This window comes from Lentzea nigeriaca, from assembly GCF_016907955.1.
GTDB classification, from domain to species: Bacteria; Actinomycetota; Actinomycetes; order Mycobacteriales; family Pseudonocardiaceae; genus Lentzea; species Lentzea nigeriaca.
This window is the reverse complement of record NZ_JAFBCX010000006.1, coordinates 584,429-600,505: the sequence shown is the minus strand read 5'-3', so window position 1 is coordinate 600,505 and position 16,077 is coordinate 584,429. Positions and strand designations below refer to the sequence as shown.

Here is a 16,077-nt window from a genome sequence, read left to right as displayed (position 1 = left end):
GACAGCCCTACCTGCCTCGGGAAGAACTCGGTGGCTGCACTCGTTATGCTATGCGTACCACTACAAGGGGGTGAACGGTTTCGACTGTGGACGTTGATTCAGGGGAAGCGTGCCGGTGCAGGCGAGAGACCACCGCAAGCGTCATCGCAAACCAATAAGCGCCGAGTCCAACGACCAGCGCGCGTTCGCTCTCGCCGCCTGAGGCGAGTAGCAACGCTGTCGGCCTAGGAGTGCCTTCGGCCTAGAGTCCGGCATCAGCTAGAGGGCTTACCGGCAGTCCCGGTCGCGGGGACTGTTCGGGAAACTCACAGCGACTGGGCCCGTCACACCAGCTTGTTCGCGTGACTGGTGGGGTCAAGCAGAGACATAGCGAACTGCGCACGGAGAAGCCCTGATGAGCCGCCATAGGACCCGGGTTCGATTCCCGGCACCTCCACTCGGGCGAAGTCTGCTCAGCGGACCCTTCGGGCCGCTTTCGCCCAGCTCGTTCCGGGTGTTTTCTGGGGGCCCGGCCCCCAGACCCCGGCCGGGGGCTCCGCCCCCGGACCCCCGGCCACGTGGCGCCTTGCGCCTACGTGGCCCTCACCATTTCTGGGGTGTTCAGCCTTCTCGTCCGGTCTGTGGCTGTAGTGGCGTGTGTCTTCGGTGTATCGAAAAGTTGATACGTGGTGACAACGTGCGGGCGTTTTCACTGGGGGTATGACCTACAGCGAATCGGCGCGAGCCGTGGACCGTCGTAACCGGTCGCCGGCGTCTTGGGCCGTTGCGGGGGTTTCGGCAACGGGGATTGTGGTTTACGGGTGCTCGCGGGACGAGGAAGAGCTGTTTCGGGAGATGGCGCCCGGATTTGGTGTGGTGCCTACCGTTACCGAGGCGGCGGTGTCCGCGGACAACGTTGAGCTGGCCTTGGGGAATCGGTGCGTCAGCGTTGATCACAAGACGCGAATCGGGTCGGAGGTTCTTCTCGGGCTCAGCCGGGTCGGAGTTGAGTACATCTCCACCCGGAGTATCGGGTACGACCACATTGATGTTCGGTGTGCGGAGAGTCTTGGCATTGTTGTGGAGAACGTCGCCTACTCGCCTGACGGTGTGGCTGACTACACGGTGATGTTGATGCTGATGGCGATTCGGAATGTCCGGTCGGTCATCAGACGTGTGGACGCTGGCGACTATCGGCTGGATGAGGTGCGCGGCAAGGAGCTGCGCGACCTCACCGTCGGTGTGGTTGGCGTGGGGCGCATCGGGACTGCGGTCGTCGAGAGGCTGCGGGGGTTCGGCTGCCGTGTCTTGGCGCATGACAGCCGCGTCAAGGTTTCCGCCGAGCACGTTTCGCTTGATGAGTTGCTGGAGCAGAGCGATGTTGTGACGCTTCATGCGCCGCTGAACGCGGATACGCGTCATCTGCTTGATCGGCGGCGTATCGGGCAGATGAAGGTCGGTGCTTTTGTCGTCAACACTGGGCGCGGTGGGCTCATTGACACCGATGCTCTGCTTTCGGCGCTGGAAAGTGGGCGCTTGGGAGGGGCTGCGTTGGATGTTCTCGAAGGGGAGGAAGGCGTGTTCTACGCCGACTGCCGGGGGAGGGCTGCGGGAAGTGTGAACCTGGCGCGCCTGCGGGAGTTGCCGAATGTGGCCGTCACGCCGCACACCGCCTATTACACGGATCGCGCTCTGCGGGACACCGTGGAGAACTCCATCGTCAACTGCCGGGCATTCGACAGCGGAAAGAAGCACTGGATATGAGGATCGGAATCTTGTTCGGGGGCTGTTCCGAGGAACATCCTGTGTCCGTCAAGTCCGCGCGGGAGGTCGCGAAGAACCTCGACATCGACAAGTACGAGCCGTTCTGGATCGGGATCACCAAGAGCGGCGCCTGGTTGCTTTGTGATGGTCCAGGCGAGGGGTGGGAGAACGGAGGCGGTTGCCGGCCCGCGGTGCTGTCGCCGGACCGTGACGCGCCTGGCCTGCTCGTGCTGGAGGAGGGGCGGTACAGGACGATCGAGCTGGACGTGGTCCTGCCCGTTCTGCACGGCAAGCTCGGCGAGGACGGCGCGGTTCAGGGGCTGCTGGAGCTCTCCGGCATTCCCTACGTCGGCTGTGACGTCCAGAGCTCGGCTCTGTGCATGGACAAATCTCTCACCTACCTCGTGGCCAGGAGTGCGGGAATCGCGACGCCGAATTTCTGGTTCGTCTCGGCGAACGAGCGTCCCGAGCCAGGCGGGTTCGTCTATCCCGTCTTCGTGAAGCCTGCCCGGTCGGGGTCGTCCTTCGGTGTCAGCAAGGTGTCTCGTGAAGACGAACTGCCGAGTGCGGTGGAGGTCGCGAGGCAGTACGACTCGAAGGTGCTGATCGAGGAGGCTGTGGCCGGCAGCGAGGTGGGTTGCGCGGTGATGGGGAACGACTCGGACCTCATCGTCGGCGAGGTGGACCAGATCTCGCTGTCGCACGGCTTCTTCAGGATCCATCAGGAAAGCGAGCCGGAAAGCGGGTCCGACAACTCGGCCGTGACGGTGCCGGCCGACGTTCCCGCGGAGTCGCGGGCACTGGTCCAGGAGACGGCGAAAGCCGTGTACCGCGCTCTTGGTTGCCGAGGGCTGGCACGGGTGGACATGTTCCTGAAGGAAGACGGAACGGTGGTCCTCAACGAGGTCAACACGTTCCCTGGACTGACCTCGTACAGCCGGTACCCCAGGATGATGGCGGCCGCGGGTGTGCCGTTCGCCGAGGTGATCGACCGGATCGTGTCCTTGGCGCTGACGGGGAAGCTGCGATGAAGAGCGACTTCGTCTTCGTGGACGAGTTCGTGCCGGGGATGCGCTGGGACGCCAAGTACGCCACCTGGGACAACTTCACCGGCAAACCCGTGGACGGGTACGTCCTGAACCGGATCGTCGGCACGAAGGCCCTCTGCACGGCCCTCGAACGTGCCCAGGAGAAGGCCGCCGGGCTGGGATTCGGTTTGGTGCTCTGGGACGGTTACCGCCCGCAACGCGCCGTGGAGTGTTTTCTGCGCTGGTCGCGGCTGCCGGAGGACGGCCGGACCAAGCGACGGCACTATCCGAACATCGACAGGGCCGAGATGTTCGAAAGAGGTTACGTCGCTGCGAAGTCCGGCCACAGCCGGGGCAGCACGGTCGACCTGACGCTTTACGAGCTGGCCACCGGTGAGCTCGCCCCGATGGGCGGTGGCCATGATCTGATGGATTCGATCTCGCATCATGAAGCGAGCGGAATCACGTCGGTCGAGGCGGCAAACCGGCGACACCTCCGTTCCGTCATGGAAGCCTGTGGCTTCAGCGCGTACGAGCACGAGTGGTGGCACTACACGCTGCAAGACGAGCCATATCCGGACGACTACTTCGATTTTCCCATCGCATGAGCAGACACGGGCGTCTCCGGTGTGGCACACCGGAGACGCCCGATTTCGGGGGTACGCATGCAGATACGACCGGCGCAGACCGCCGACGCCGCAGCCGTCGACGAGCTGCTCCGCCAGTTGGGCTACCCGCAGGATCGCGCCGGGGCCACGGTGACCCGGATCAAGGCCTGGGAGGACGACCCGTCCAGCGCGGTCTACGTGGCCGAGGCCGGCGAAGGGCTGCTCGGACTGGTGGCGGTCCACGTCGGCCCGTTCTTCGAACGTGACGGCTGCTGGGGCCGGATCGTGGCACTGGTCGTATCCGATCAGGCGCGCGGCCAGGGCATCGGCGCTCAGCTCGTCGCCGCGGCGGAAGCTTTCGCCGCGGGGCACGGGTGCGCACGCATGGAGGTCACCAGCAACGATCGACGCCGGGACGCGCACGAGTTCTACCGGCGCCGCGGCTACGTCGACCAGGCGGGGAGATCATCACGGTTCATGCGTGATCTCGGGGACGTGCGATAGGCAGCCGCACCACGACGCGAAGGCCGCCATCCGCCCTGGAGGTGACGTCGAGGGTTCCGTCGTGGGCCTGCACGATGCTCTTGACGATCGCCAGGCCCAGGCCGACACCCGTTTGATGGCCGCGGATGCGTTCGGCGCCGCGCTGGAACGGCTCGACGAGCGTGGAGACCAGCTGCGGAGAGAGCTTCTGACCGGTGTTCTCGACGGTGAGCACCGCGGCCTCGGCTGCAGCGCCCGCGGTGACCCACACGTCGCCCTGCTCGGGGACGTTGTGGACGATCGCGTTGTGCACGAGGTTCGTGGCCATCTGCAGAAGGAGCGCATACGAGCCGATGGTGGGGGCGGCGTCGCCGGAGATGTGGATCGTGAGGCCGCTTCCTTCCGCGAACGGGAGGAGCGTTTCGGTGGCTTCTTCCGCGATGAGCGACAGGTCGACGTGGTCCCGCGTGAACGACCGTTGATCGGCACGGCTGAGCAGGAGCAGCGCCTCGGTGAGGTCGATCGCGCGGGCGTTGACGTGGTGGAGGCGGTCGACGAGCTCGCCGGAGTCGTGGTCGCGGTCGTTGCGGGCCACCTCGAGAAGGGTCTTCGTGACCGCCAGCGGCGTGCGCAGTTCGTGGGAGGCGTTGGCAGCGAACCTCTGCTGCTCGGCAACCTGGGCTTCGAGCCGGGCGAGCATGGAGTCGAAGGCGTCGGCCAGCTCGCGGAACTCGTCGCTGGGACCCGCTAGCCGGATTCGGTGCGCGAGCGACCCGTCCGCGGCCAGGCGGGTGGCATCGGTGATTCGACCCAGCGGCGCGAGCATGCGGCCGGCGAGCAGCCACCCTCCGCCCAGGCCGAACGCGAGCAGGAACACCAGCGCCGCGGCGGCGGCTTCCAGGAAGCCGCGCACGAGGAAGGAACGGACCAGGATGCCCCCTGGGACGTCCGCGTAGGCGGGCAGGTGGCGCAGGACGAACACCCACACGACCCCCAGCAGCAAGGTGCCGGCGACCATGAGGAACCCGGTGTAGCTGAGGGTGAGTTTGAGGCGGACGCTCAATCCCGGCGCCCTACCCACGCTCGCCTCCGGCGTCGGACGCCGCGTCGATGCGGTATCCGACGCCGGGCACCGTGGCGATCAGCCACGGTTCGCCGAGTCGTTTGCGCAACGCGGAGACCGTGATGCGCACGGCGTTCGTGAACGGGTTGGCGTTCTCGTCCCATGCCCGCTCCAGCAGCTCCTCCGCGCTGATCACACCGCCTTCGGCAGCGACGAGAACCTCGAGCACGGCGAACTGCTTCCTGGTCAGGGCGACGTACCTGCCGTCGCGGAAGACCTCCCTGCGGAACGGATCCAGCCGCAGCCCCGCTATCTCCCGCACCGGCGGCCTGGTGTGCCCGCGCCTGCGGTCGAGTGCCCGGAGCCTGAGCACGAGCTCCCGCAGTTCGAAGGGCTTGGTGAGGTAGTCGTCGGCGCCGAGTCCGAACCCGGAGGCCTTGTCGTCGAGCCGGTCGGCGGCGGTGAGCATCAGGATGGGCGTGCCGCTGCCGGAGGCGACGATGCGCTGGGCGACCACGTCACCAGAAGGCCCTGGAATGTCGCGATCGAGGACTGCTATGTCGTAGGTGTTGATGCTCAGCAGTTCGAGAGCGGTGTCACCGTCACCGGCGATGTCGGCGGCGATCGCCTCCAGCCGCAGCCCGTCGCGAATGGCTTCTGCCAGATAGGCCTCGTCCTCGACAACCAGCACGCGCATGCTTCGACACTACGAGCGGATTCATATCGTCGGCATATCGAAAGCCGCGAGGAAGTCCTCCGCGTCGAACATCGCGCCGGCCGAGGCGACGCCGGTGACCTTGAAGCGGTTGGTCAGCAGGCGTTCCACCGCCTCCACGGCCAGAGGTGCGCTCGCCGCGTAGATGTCGCGGCCGGTGATGGTCATCTGGCGTTCCTCGCCGTTACGGCGTACGCGGACGTCCACCTCGAAGGTTTCCGGTTCCTGGCGGGGTGCGGCTTCGTGGAGACCCTGCGCTGCTGTGGTGGCCATGTACGAGGTCACCGACGGGATCTGCAGGTGGCTGGGGATCGTGACGATGTCGGCCATCGAGAACTCGGCGATGACCTCGCGGGGGCCGCTGGGGAAGTTCCAGTCGAGGGTTGGTTGCGGGTCGTCGTGGTACTGCAGGGCGCCGTCGCGGAAGCGGACGCGTTGGCCGTTGCGGCGTTCGCGGGAGATCGCGCCTGCGGCCAGGGTGCCTGGGGTGGGCTGCCAGTTGCTCAGGCCGTAGGCGATGTGGGCCTCGTCGGCGGACGTCCAGTCGCCCATCGCGGTGGTGATCATCAGGTCGGCCAGGCCGCCATAGAACGCCATCGCGGGTACCACGGGAATGGTGGCGCCGCGAGCGAACGTGTCGGCGTTGGCTTCGATCTCTGCGGCGACATCCACGTACGGGATGCCTGCGCGTTCTGCCGCGGAGATCAGCGGGAGGGCGGTGACGGCGAACGGGCCGGCCGTGTTGATCACCGCGGCGGCACCCGTGAGAGCTCGGTCGAGGGCGGCCGGGTCGTCGGCCGTCGCCTGGGCGCGTCCGAACGGCAGTGGCTCGAAGCCGCGCTTTTCCAGCTCTGCCAAGACGAAACGCCCGGTGAGTCCGGAAGCGCCGTACACCGCGATCTTGTGTCCCATGTAGACCATCGAACCCGTGGACGGGTAAATGAACTAGTGTCTGGAACGACACGATGCGTACAGTTTCGGACATGCTCGCGTTCGCCGTGACCGACGGGATGCTCCACTTCGAGCTGGCCGCCACGTACGAGATCTTCACCGCTCCGCAACTGGACTACGAGGTCAAGATCTGCGGCAGCGGCCCGGTACGCGCCGGCCGGTTCACGATGGAGCCCGATCTGCCTCTTGATCAGCTCGAGCGCGCTGACACGGTGATCGTGCCCGCTGTCGCGGACGTGGATGAACCGATCGACTTGGAGCTGCTCCAATCCGTCAGGGCGGCGCGCAGCGCGGGGGCGCGGATCGTGTCGTTGTGCACCGGGGCGTTCGTGCTGGCGGAGGCCGGGCTGCTCGACGGGCTCAGGGCGACCACGCACTGGGCGCACACCGACGTGCTGGCTGAGCGCTATCCCCGCGTGGAGGTCGACCCGGACGTTCTCTACGTCGACAACGGGCAGGTGCTGACGAGTGCGGGCAAGGCGGCGGCGATCGACCTGAGCCTGCACCTGATCCGAAGCGATCACGGGACGGCGACGGCGAACACGGCGGCGCGACGGCTCGTCGTGCCGCCGCATCGGGATGGTGGGCAGGCGCAGTTCGTGCTCGCGCCCGTGCCGTCGGAGGAAGGTCATCCGCTCACCGAGCTGTTCGGCTGGGCCGGCGCGCGGCTCGACCAGACGCTGACCGTGGAGGACCTGGCGCGGCAGGCCAACATGAGCTCGCGGCACCTCGCCCGGCTCTTCAAGGCGGTGACGGGCACCACGCCGTTGCAGTGGCTGCACACGCAACGGATCCGGCGTGCCCAGGAACTGCTGGAGATGACCGACGACAGCGTCGACCAGATCGCCGAGGCGTCCGGCATGGGGACGGCCACGACGTTGCGCAGGCACTTCCACCGAACGGTCGGTGTGCCACCGGACACCTACCGCCGCACGTTCCGGCCGATCGGCGGCAAATAGGCCAGCGGGCTGACGTTATGTTGGCCTGATGAGCAACGAACAGCGCGTCGGGGCGCGGGTGTTGCGGCGCAAGCCGATCGACCAGCTGACCCACCCTGGCAGCGACCTCAAGCGAAGCCTCGGTGTCGGCCACCTCACGATGATCAGCATCGGTGCCACGCTCGGCACCGGCATCTTCGTGGTGCTGGGGCAGGCGGTTCCGCTGGCCGGTCCCGCCATCGTGGTGTCGTTCGTTCTCGCCGGCATCACCGCGTTGTTCTCCGCACTGTCGTATGCCGAGCTCGCGGGTCTCATCCCGGCGTCGGGCTCGTCGTACTCCTACACCTACGCGACGCTCGGCGAGATCGTCGCGTGGGTCTGCGGCTGGTGTCTTGTGCTGGAGTACGGGGTGTCGGTCGCGGCGGTCGCCGTCGGGTGGGGGCAGTACGTCAACGAGTTGCTGCACCTCGTGACAGGACTGCGGATTCCGGACGTGCTCAGCCAGCCGCCGGGTGCGGGCGGGATCGTCAACATTCCCGCCGTGCTGGTCGTGGTCATCTCGATGTTCGTGCTGCTGGGCGGTGCCAAGGGAAGCGCGCGCACGAACACGATTCTGGTGTGGGTGAAGGTCGGCGCGTTGCTGATGTTCTGCGCGGTGGCGTTCACGGCGTTCAAGGCGGGCAACCTGCAGCCGTTGTTCCCGTTGGGCCTCGCGGGCATGAGTGCGGGTGCGGCCACGTTGTTCTTCTCCTACATCGGGTTCGACGCCGCGTCGACCGCCGGTGAGGAGGCGAAGAACCCGCAGCGCGACCTGCCGCGCGCGATCATCCTGTCGCTGGTCGTGATCACGGCGCTGTACTGCGCGGTCGCGCTGGCCGCTGTGGGGGCGATGTCGTGGCAGTCGTTCGAGGGCACGGAAGCCGCGTTGAGCCGGGTGCTGACCGACAACGTCAGCGGCGCGATCTGGCCGATCCTGCTGTCGATCGGTGCTGTCGTCGCGACGACCAGTGTCGTGCTGACCGTCCTTTACGGACAGACGCGCATCCTGTACGCGATGTCCCGCGACGGGTTGGTGCCGTCGATCTTCGCGAAGCTGAGCCCGCGCACCGGTGTGCCGTTCGTGAACACGGTCGTCGTCGGCCTGTTCATCGGTGTGCTCGCCGCGTTGGTGCCGCTGGGTTCTCTGGCGGACGCGACCAGCATCGGCACGCTCTTCGCGTTCGCGCTGGTCAACGTCGCGGTGATCATCCTACGTCGCACCGAGCCGGACCGCCCGCGCAGCTTCCGGGTGCCGTTCTCGCCCGTCACACCGTTGCTGGGGCTGGGGTTCTGCATCTACATGATGTTCAGCCTCGGGCTCGCCACGTGGATCGCGTTCCTCGCGTGGATGGTTCTCGGGTTCGTCATCTACTTCGGGTACAGCGTGAGGAAGGCTCGCCTTGCGGTTCCAAGTGATCTCTGACGTTCCCGGCATCGCCCGCGTCGCCGCGTATTACGCCGAGGCCTGGCAGACGACCGAGGACGTGCTGTCCACGGAGACGTTGCACTGCATCCGGCACGCGGGCGGTGCGACCATCGGGGCGTTCGACGGTGACGAGCTGGTCGGGGCCACGACCGGGCTGTTCTGCCCGGACGGGTCGGTGTACTCGATGATCGCGGCCGCCCGGCCCGGCGTCGGGCATCCGTTGAAGCTCGCGCAGAAGGACTGGGCCCTCGGGCTCGGGGCCAGGTCGATGCGGTGGACCTACGACCCGCTCGTGTCGCGCAACGCCCGGTTCAACCTGGTCAAGCTCGGTGCGGTCGTCACCGAGTACACAGTGGACTTCTACGGGCCGATGCGTGACGGCGTGAACGACGGTGACGAGAGTGATCGCCTGACCGTGCAGTGGGATCTCACGGGTTCCCGCGAACCGCACGAGTCGGTGCCTGCCGGTGCGGTCACGTCGACGGCTCCGGACGGAGAACCGTTGGCGCGCACGGACGGCGAGCGGATCTGGTGCCGGGTACCGCGTGACATCGTGCAGGTGCGCAAGGAGTCTTCGTTGTTGGCCCGGGAATGGCGAGAGGCCGTGCGCGGAGTGTTCGTCGACGCCTTCGAGCAGGGGTACGTGGCGACCTCGATGTCCCGTGACGGCTGGTACGAACTGGAGCGCCGGTGAAGATCGAACGCGTTGAGCTGCTGCACGTCGCGATTCCGCTGGTGTCGCCGTTCCGCACGTCGTTCGGGACGATGACGACCAAGGACACGTTCCTGATGCGGGTCGTCACCGAGGCCGCCGAGGGTTGGTCGGAGTTCGCGGCCGACCCGGAACCGCTGTACTGCTCGGAGTTCGTCGGTGCTGCCGAACTGGTGCTGGACCGGCACCTCGTGCCGCGGGTGACGCCCGAGGTCACGGCCGCGGAAGTCCAGCCGCGAACGCACGCGATCAAGGGGCACAAGCTCGCCAAGGCGGCGTTGGAGACCGCGATCCTGGACGCCGAGCTGCGGTCGTACGGGATGTCGATCGGCACGTTCCTGGGTGCGACAGCGGAAAAAGTGCCGGCCGGTGTCTCGGTCGGGATCAAGAACTCGATCCCCGAGCTGATCAGCGACGTCGAGGGCTACCTCGCCGAGGGCTACGCCCGGATCAAGCTCAAGATCGAGCCCGGCTGGGACATCGAGCCCGTGCGAGCCGTGCGCGAACGGTTCGGCGACATCCTGCTGCAGGTCGACGCGAACACCGCGTACACGCTGGCCGACGCCGAACACCTGCGTCGGCTCGACGAGTTCGGCCTGCTGCTGATGGAACAGCCGCTGGAAGAGGACGACATCCGCGGGCACGCGCTGCTGGCGCAACGGATCAGCACGCCGATCTGCCTCGACGAGTCGATCACGTCGGCGAAGGACGCGGCGACCGCGATCGCGCTGGACTCGTGCCGGGTGATCAACATCAAACCCGCGCGGGTCGGCGGTTACCTGGAGGCCCGCAGGATCCACGACGTCGCGGTCGCGCACGGGATTCCGGTGTGGTGCGGCGGAATGTTGGAGACCGGCATCGGGCGCGGGCCGAACCTCGCGCTGGCAGCGTTACCCGGTTTCGTGCTGCCCGGCGACGTGTCGGCGTCACGGCGGTACTTCGCGGAGGACCTCACCGAGCCGTTCGAGCTGCGGGACGGCTTCATGCACGTGCCGACCGGCCCCGGCATCGGCGTCGAGCCGATCCCGGCGACGCTCCGCCGCTTCACCACCGCGACGAAGGTGCTCTACGCCAAGGACTGAAGCTCGCGGGCGAGGTTGATCCGCGCGGTGGCGTCCCACAGCTGCCGCGCGGGTTCGGTCACGAACAGGGCCTCGCGGTCGAGCAGCGTCTTCAGCACCGCGGCCCGGCCGACGCGCCACGCGGCGTCGTCGTACTGCGCGTACTCCTGGCGTACGGCCTGGCTGTAGCGGTCGTAGTGCGTCGGTTCCGAACCGAGGATCGCGAGGTCGGCGTCGAGCAGCACGTGCGCGAGCGGGTCGTCGGACGAGTGCGTGATCGTGGCCAGCACCAACGACTCCACGCGGGCGATGTGCTCTTCTGGCAGCCCTGCCAGGCGCTCCCGCGCCCACGCGGCCGACGAGCGTTCGTCCTCGCCCGGTTTGCCGTCGTAGATCACGTCGTGTGCGCAGGCGGCCAATGCGAGGATCGCGCGTTCCTCCACCGAGAATGCGAACGCGTCGGCCAGCGCCGACGAGTCGCGGACGACAGAGACCACGTGGAAGGTGTTGTGGTACGCCCGATGCGGCTCGGCGTAGCGTTCGACCAGATCACCGGCGTCCGGCGTACCGCCGAGAGCGCGGACCGCGTCGTACCAGATCCGTTTCACCGCGCCAGTTCCTCCTCGACGACGTCCGCGGCGGCCGCGCTTCCGCCCGCCCGCTGAATCATCCGCTGCATGTCCTTGATCCGCGCGGCAATTGAGGAATCCGACGCGAGCTGGTCCACGAGCGAGCGCACGCTCTCCTCGGTCAGGTCGTCGAGCAGCACGCCGAGCCCGAGCTCCTCGACCTGCTGGCCGTTGATCCGCTGGTCGGCCATGTGCGGCACGACGATCATCGGAACGCCGTGGTGCAGCGCCTCCATCACCCCGCTCATGCCGCCGCGCGTGATGAAGACCCTCGCGTGCTCCAGGACGGCGAGCTGCGGGACGTGGTCGTGCGTCTCGACGTTCGGTGCCGCGCCACGAACTTTGCCCTTCGTGACGAGGTGCCACGGCATTCCACGCGCCGCGTCCGCGCATGTCTGCACGCCCGTCGTCGCGAGCACCACGGGCCTGTCGCCGGGCGGAGTCCACGTGCCCTGGAACGTCCGCTCGGTCAGGCACGGGCCGGTGAAGACGAACCGCTCGTCGAACGTGTCGCCCTCCGGCTGGAACTCCCTGGGGAACAGGGCGATCCGGCGGCGCGCGCCCGCGACGAACTCCGGCAGCGAGCAGCCGACGAAACCCTGGACCCTGGTGAAGAACCGGATCGCCGCGGTGTCGAACGTCCGCGCGGGCACGACCGCGGTGCCGAGCGACCAGTGGGAGTTGCTGGTCAGGAAGCTCTCGACCAGCAGGCTCGGCACGCCGTGCTCGCGGGCGATCACACCGCCCACCCACGCCGCGATGTCCCACAGCACGATGTCGGGAGGGTCCGCGCGGAACACCGGTTCCAGCTGGGGCAGCACCATCTCGGCCTCGGCGAGCGCGAGCTGCGCGGCGTCGTAGAGCGACGCGGGCAACTGACCGGGAAGCGTGGTGGTGAAGGGGATCACGGTGGCGCCGCACTCGGTCACGGCCTCGGCGAAGGCCGCCGGGACGGGGCAGCTCACCCGGTGGCCTCGGCGCACGAGTTCCGCGATCATCCCGAGCGTCGGCAGGACGTGTCCGCGCTCGGGCATGAGGAAGATCGCGATGTGCGCCATAGCTGAGATTAACGTTGTTCGTTTCCTAATGGTTCAGATCGGTGGCGGTGATTCGACTCAAGTTCCGTTCCGTTAGGGCCGTGATCGTGACGAAAGGGTTGGCGCCGACCGAGCGCGGGATCAGCGAACCGTCCGTGACGTAGAGGTTCTTCTGGCCCCTGACCCGGCCAAACGCGTCGGTGGCCCGGCCGAGCAGGCAGCCGCCCAGCGGGTGACAGGTGAAGTCGTCCGAGAAGACTTTCCCGATTCCGAACAGGTCCGCGCGATATGTAGTGAGGTTTGTTCGGTTGATCTCGTCGAACACGCCTTCACCGCGCGGATCGACGGCTTCATCTGTTCACGCCGCCGGTCGAGCGTGATGCCGTCGGTCGCGCGGTCGTAGTGGAACGTGCCGCGCTCGGGGTTCCTGGTGATCGCCGGGTACAGCGAGGCGAGGGTCTCGACACCCGCCGGAACGGGGCGATCTCGGCGAACACCTTCACGTGCCCTTGCTGTAGGGCCGTTCGGGCCAGTGGTGCTTGGGATACCTGCCCTTCAACTCGCTGCGCACCCGCAGGTAACCGTTGCGCCAGAAAGTCCTGAGATCGCTGGTCACGGCAGTGGGACGGCCCGCTGGAGACAGCAGGTGCACGACCACGGGAACTCCCGCGATCTTCGGCGTGTCGGCCCACTTCATGGCGTCCTGGATGCGGACGTACAGGGCCGGCTCGTCCTGCGTGTAGTCGACCTTGCCCTGGCCGATGCGTTCCGGGGCGAGCTGGTCGAACTCCGCTGCCTCCGGCCACGGCAGCATGTTCCGCAGCAACGTCACCGTGTCGATCTTGGCGAGGTCAGAGCGCTTCTTCGCCTTGCCGAGGTCGATCGCGCGGATCAGGTTCTCGTCGTCGACGCTCGGCCAGTCGCGCGTGCGGTGCAGGAACGCCATGCGTTCGCGCAAGCGTTTGGCGGCGTCGGTCCACTTGAGCAGGCCGAGGCCTTCCTGTTCGAGACCCATGCGGAGAGCCTGCTGGGACTTGGCCAGGTCGTTCAGCGGGCGCTCGCCGAGGGTGATCGCGCCGAGCTTGCGGACCTCGTTCGCGATGACGTCGCCGTTCCAGCGGATGTCGTCCTCCGTGTGCACGAGGGCTTGGGCTGCGGTCACGGCGAGCTCCTCGTCGGCGGGGGCGGCGAGGCGGATGCGGCCGTGCTTGCTGCCCGGTTCGCGGTCGGCGATCGCGACCGCCAGCCACTGGTGGTGCGAGTTGGTGTGTTCGACGGCCGTGCCGTTGGCCATCAGGTAGATGTTGCTGTTCTTGGACCTGCGCTTCGCCAGTCGTTCCGGGTAGGCGAGGGCGACCACGAGTGCCGGGTCGCCGTTGCCTGCCAGATCGTTGCCTGCCGGGTTGCTGCCGAGTTTCTCCAGTTTCTTGGCTTCCTTGCGCCACTTGCCAGGCGACTTCAGCGCGGTTGCGAGGTCGCTCGTGGCGGGGTGCGAGCTGTCGTCGAGCAGGGCCACGACTTCGGCGGCGGTGCGGTTGCCGGCGATCGCGCTGCCGTCGATCAGCGCGCGGCCGAGCCTCGGGTGCAGGCCGACGCTCGCGATGCGGTCGCGGCGGTCCGGGTCGAGCGCTCCGATGGCGTTGAGGGTTTCCTGGGCGGCCTTCAGTGCGCCCTCCGGTGGGGCGTCCCACCAGCTCAGGCCCGTGCCGTCCGGGGTGCCCCAGACCGCCAGCTCGAGGGCGAGTCTGGTCAGGTCGGCGGTCTTGATCTCCGGTTCCGGGTAGCGCGGGAGTGTCGAGTGCTCATGTTCCGGCCAGCAGCGGTAGACCCGGCCCGGTGCCTCACGTCCGGCTCGACCGGCGCGTTGGTCTGCCACTGCCTGGGAGACGCGGATCGTCGTGAGCCCGGCGAGGCCGCGGCGATGATCGACCCTGGGGACGCGGGCGAGACCGGCGTCGACGACCGCGCGGACGCCGGGGACGGTGAGGCTGGATTCCGCGATGCTCGTTGCCAGCACGACGCGTTGGTGCTCGCCCGGTTTGAGGGCCGCGTCCTGGGTCTGGGCGTTGAGCTGGCCGTGCAGGATCACGGTTTCCGCGTTGAGCAGGCTCGCCGTCCGGTTGATCTCCCGGACGCCCGGCAGGAACGCGAGCACGTCGCCGTCCACTTCGGACAGTGCCTTGTTGATGGCCCGCGCGACCGTGTTCTCGAGGTGTTCGTTGCGGACCGGTGGGACGTAGGTGATCTCGGTTTTGTGGGTGCGGACCTCTGTGTGCAGGACCGGGGCCTTGAGCAGGTCGGAGAGGCGTTGTGCGGCAACGGTCGCGCTCGTGGCGAGGAGCTTGAGGTCGGGGCGCAGGCCCGCTTTGGCGTCCAGCAGGAGGGTGAGGAGGAGGTCGGCGTCGAGGTGGCGTTCGTGGCACTCGTCGAGCAGGACGGTGCCGACGCCCTTCAGCTCCTGGTCGTGCTGGAGCCTGCGGACGAGAAGACCGCTGGTCACGACCTCGATGCGGGTGTGCTTGCTCGTCTTGCGGTCGCCTCGGACCGAATAGCCGACGGTGTGGCCGACGGGCTCGTTCAGGAGGCTCGCCATGCGTGCGGCGGCGGCACGGGCGGCGATGCGGCGGGGTTCGGCCACGATCACCTTGCCCCGCAGCGCCAGCGGGACGAGCGTGGTCTTGCCGGTGCCCGGCGGGGCGACGAGCACGGCGGACCCGTGGTCGTCGAGGGTCTGGAGAAGTTCGGGGAGGACGGACTTTACCGGGAGGTCTGGCAGGTGCACACCGTCGAGTGTGTCAGGGTGGGGACATGGGGATGCTTGACCCGTTGCGCGACCCGGACGACCCGGAGCTGCTGGACCCGTACCAGGCGCGATCGCTCGCGATCCTGGTCGAGGGGGCGCGGCTCGCGTCCGGTGCGGTCCGCTACGGCAAGGTCGGCAGGGTCGGGTGCGCGGCGGTCGTGATCAACCGGGAGAACCCGCTGCCGTCCGGCAACTTCGGCTGCGCGCTGGACGGGTCGTCGGTCGAGGTCGCGTCCACGTTGCTGCAGCTCGAGCAGACGTTCGCGGACGTGGGGCGCGCCGAGGCCGTGGTCTACGCGTCGCCGACGACCGTGGACGAGATCGAGGGCATCGCCGACGACTCCGGCTGGTACGCGGTCGAGGAGCTCTTGACCGTGGTTCATCGCGGGCCTGCTTCAGTGGCTCCCGAGGTCAGGCGGGCTGTCGACGCCGACCTGCCGGGGATCGTCGAGCTGCTGTCGGACGAACTGGTCGGGAACCGGGACCGGTTGACGCGGTGGCTCGGGCATCGGCTCGACGATCCGCGGTGCCTGGTGCTGGTGGTGGACGACGGCGATCGGATCGGTGGGTTCGCGTCGGGGTTCGCCGAGCGCGGTGTGGGGTTGGTCGAGCAGTGCGTCGTGCGTCCGGCGCGGCGGCGTCGTGGCGTTGGGCGGTCGTTGGTGGTGTCTGCTGCTGCGGCTCTGCGTTCTGCCGGGGCGTCGTTGGTCGCGTCGCAGGTCGACGAAGGGCCGGGGGAGCGGTTCGCCGAGGCGTGCGGGTTCGTCGCGGCGTATCCCGTGACGGCATATGTACGCAGAGTGGATGAGCTGCTCGACTGAGTTATTTAGTTGCCGCGTGA

At 67.7% G+C, this 16,077-nt stretch carries 16 protein-coding genes, 1 other RNA gene and 1 pseudogene; 10 read left to right on the top strand and 8 right to left on the bottom strand.

The window, feature by feature from the left end; translation table 11 throughout:
- The first annotated feature begins 66 nt into the window (after positions 1-66).
- The 5 genes from ssrA to JOD27_RS24135 all read left to right on the top strand — a co-directional run bounded on the left by ssrA (position 67) and on the right by JOD27_RS24135 (position 3,883).
- Positions 67-439, top strand: a transfer-messenger RNA (tmRNA) gene (gene ssrA, locus JOD27_RS24155).
- A 260-nt stretch (positions 440-699) separates the two neighbouring features.
- Positions 700-1,743, top strand: coding sequence for an NAD(P)-dependent oxidoreductase (locus JOD27_RS24150; protein WP_204764513.1), 1,044 nt, complete (start codon positions 700-702; stop codon positions 1,741-1,743).
- Complete coding sequence (gene vanA, locus JOD27_RS24145; protein ID WP_204764512.1) at positions 1,740-2,774, top strand: D-alanine--(R)-lactate ligase; 1,035 nt, start codon at positions 1,740-1,742, stop codon at positions 2,772-2,774. Before JOD27_RS24150 ends, vanA begins: the two co-directional genes overlap by 4 nt.
- A complete protein-coding gene (gene vanX / locus JOD27_RS24140) occupies positions 2,771-3,379 on the top strand; it encodes a D-Ala-D-Ala dipeptidase VanX (protein WP_204764511.1) in 609 nt (202 codons plus the stop codon). Before vanA ends, vanX begins: the two co-directional genes overlap by 4 nt.
- Positions 3,380-3,436: 57 nt before the next feature.
- Positions 3,437-3,883 carry a GNAT family N-acetyltransferase gene (locus tag JOD27_RS24135; RefSeq protein WP_204764510.1) on the top strand — a complete coding sequence of 149 codons (447 nt, stop codon included), beginning with the start codon at positions 3,437-3,439 and terminating at the stop codon, positions 3,881-3,883.
- Here the strand turns inward: JOD27_RS24135 and JOD27_RS24130 are convergent.
- The 3 genes from JOD27_RS24130 to JOD27_RS24120 are packed head-to-tail and all read right to left on the bottom strand — an operon-like array spanning position 3,855 to position 6,552.
- Entirely contained in the window at positions 3,855-4,925 is a 1,071-nt protein-coding gene (locus JOD27_RS24130; protein ID WP_239568322.1) for a sensor histidine kinase, read from the bottom strand. The genes JOD27_RS24135 and JOD27_RS24130 overlap by 29 nt on opposite strands.
- 10 nt (positions 4,926-4,935) lie before the next feature.
- Entirely contained in the window at positions 4,936-5,622 is a 687-nt protein-coding gene (locus JOD27_RS24125) for a response regulator transcription factor (protein WP_204764508.1), read from the bottom strand.
- 21 nt (positions 5,623-5,643) lie between these two features.
- Positions 5,644-6,552 carry a saccharopine dehydrogenase family protein gene (locus tag JOD27_RS24120; RefSeq protein ID WP_204764507.1) on the bottom strand — a complete coding sequence of 303 codons (909 nt, stop codon included), beginning with the start codon at positions 6,550-6,552 and terminating at the stop codon, positions 5,644-5,646.
- Positions 6,553-6,605: 53 nt separating this feature from the next.
- Here JOD27_RS24120 and JOD27_RS24115 point away from each other — a divergent pair, with 53 nt between their 5' ends.
- From JOD27_RS24115 to menC, 4 genes are read left to right on the top strand one after another with little or no spacing between them, the layout of a single operon-like run.
- Positions 6,606-7,550 carry a GlxA family transcriptional regulator gene (locus JOD27_RS24115; RefSeq protein ID WP_204764506.1) on the top strand — a complete coding sequence of 315 codons (945 nt, stop codon included), beginning with the start codon at positions 6,606-6,608 and terminating at the stop codon, positions 7,548-7,550.
- Positions 7,551-7,578: 28 nt separating this feature from the next.
- Positions 7,579-8,991: an amino acid permease gene (locus JOD27_RS24110; protein WP_204764505.1), complete on the top strand. Its 1,413-nt coding sequence runs from the start codon at positions 7,579-7,581 to the stop codon at positions 8,989-8,991.
- Positions 8,981-9,688 carry a hypothetical protein gene (locus JOD27_RS24105; protein WP_204764504.1) on the top strand — a complete coding sequence of 236 codons (708 nt, stop codon included), beginning with the start codon at positions 8,981-8,983 and terminating at the stop codon, positions 9,686-9,688. Before JOD27_RS24110 ends, JOD27_RS24105 begins: the two co-directional genes overlap by 11 nt.
- Positions 9,685-10,788, top strand: a complete 1,104-nt coding sequence (menC, locus tag JOD27_RS24100; RefSeq protein WP_204764503.1) for an o-succinylbenzoate synthase — start codon at positions 9,685-9,687, stop codon at positions 10,786-10,788. Before JOD27_RS24105 ends, menC begins: the two co-directional genes overlap by 4 nt.
- Here the strand turns inward: menC and JOD27_RS24095 are convergent.
- The 5 genes and pseudogenes from JOD27_RS24095 to hrpB form a co-directional block, all read right to left on the bottom strand.
- Positions 10,773-11,375 (bottom strand): HD domain-containing protein, encoded by a 603-nt coding sequence (locus JOD27_RS24095; RefSeq protein WP_204764502.1) that lies wholly within the window; start codon positions 11,373-11,375, stop codon positions 10,773-10,775. The genes menC and JOD27_RS24095 overlap by 16 nt on opposite strands.
- Complete coding sequence (locus tag JOD27_RS24090) at positions 11,372-12,454, bottom strand: macrolide family glycosyltransferase (RefSeq protein ID WP_204764501.1); 1,083 nt, start codon at positions 12,452-12,454, stop codon at positions 11,372-11,374. The genes JOD27_RS24095 and JOD27_RS24090 overlap by 4 nt, the downstream gene beginning before the upstream one ends.
- Positions 12,455-12,479: 25 nt before the next feature.
- Positions 12,480-12,758, bottom strand: a complete 279-nt coding sequence (locus JOD27_RS46765) for a GMC oxidoreductase (protein ID WP_307830300.1) — start codon at positions 12,756-12,758, stop codon at positions 12,480-12,482.
- 47 nt (positions 12,759-12,805) lie between these two features.
- A pseudogene (locus JOD27_RS47210) lies at positions 12,806-12,868 on the bottom strand (hypothetical protein); the annotation flags it as partial.
- 64 nt (positions 12,869-12,932) lie between these two features.
- Complete coding sequence (gene hrpB, locus JOD27_RS24080; RefSeq protein ID WP_204764500.1) at positions 12,933-15,215, bottom strand: ATP-dependent helicase HrpB; 2,283 nt, start codon at positions 15,213-15,215, stop codon at positions 12,933-12,935.
- 26 nt (positions 15,216-15,241) lie between these two features.
- On the opposite strand from hrpB, the gene JOD27_RS24075 reads away from it, so the two are divergent.
- The gene (locus JOD27_RS24075) at positions 15,242-16,057 is read left to right on the top strand and encodes a GNAT family N-acetyltransferase (protein WP_239568320.1); all 816 of its coding nucleotides are present in this window, start codon (positions 15,242-15,244) and stop codon (positions 16,055-16,057) included.
- The last annotated feature ends 20 nt before the right edge of the window (positions 16,058-16,077 follow it).

Excerpts from the sequence above, each read along its gene's own strand:
- JOD27_RS24125 (WP_204764508.1), bottom strand. The coding sequence starts at position 5,622 with ATGCGCGTGCTGGTTGTCGAGGACGAGGCCTATCTGGCAGAAGCCATT.
- vanX (WP_204764511.1), top strand. The coding sequence starts at position 2,771 with ATGAAGAGCGACTTCGTCTTCGTGGACGAGTTCGTGCCGGGGATGCGC.
- JOD27_RS24075 (WP_239568320.1), top strand. The coding sequence starts at position 15,242 with ATGGGGATGCTTGACCCGTTGCGCGACCCGGACGACCCGGAGCTGCTG.
- vanA (WP_204764512.1), top strand. The coding sequence starts at position 1,740 with ATGAGGATCGGAATCTTGTTCGGGGGCTGTTCCGAGGAACATCCTGTG.
- JOD27_RS24110 (WP_204764505.1), top strand. The coding sequence starts at position 7,579 with ATGAGCAACGAACAGCGCGTCGGGGCGCGGGTGTTGCGGCGCAAGCCG.
- JOD27_RS24150 (WP_204764513.1), top strand. The coding sequence starts at position 700 with ATGACCTACAGCGAATCGGCGCGAGCCGTGGACCGTCGTAACCGGTCG.
- JOD27_RS24090 (WP_204764501.1), bottom strand. The coding sequence starts at position 12,454 with ATGGCGCACATCGCGATCTTCCTCATGCCCGAGCGCGGACACGTCCTG.
- JOD27_RS24115 (WP_204764506.1), top strand. The coding sequence starts at position 6,606 with ATGCGTACAGTTTCGGACATGCTCGCGTTCGCCGTGACCGACGGGATG.
- JOD27_RS24135 (WP_204764510.1), top strand. The coding sequence starts at position 3,437 with ATGCAGATACGACCGGCGCAGACCGCCGACGCCGCAGCCGTCGACGAG.
- JOD27_RS24120 (WP_204764507.1), bottom strand. The coding sequence starts at position 6,552 with ATGGGACACAAGATCGCGGTGTACGGCGCTTCCGGACTCACCGGGCGT.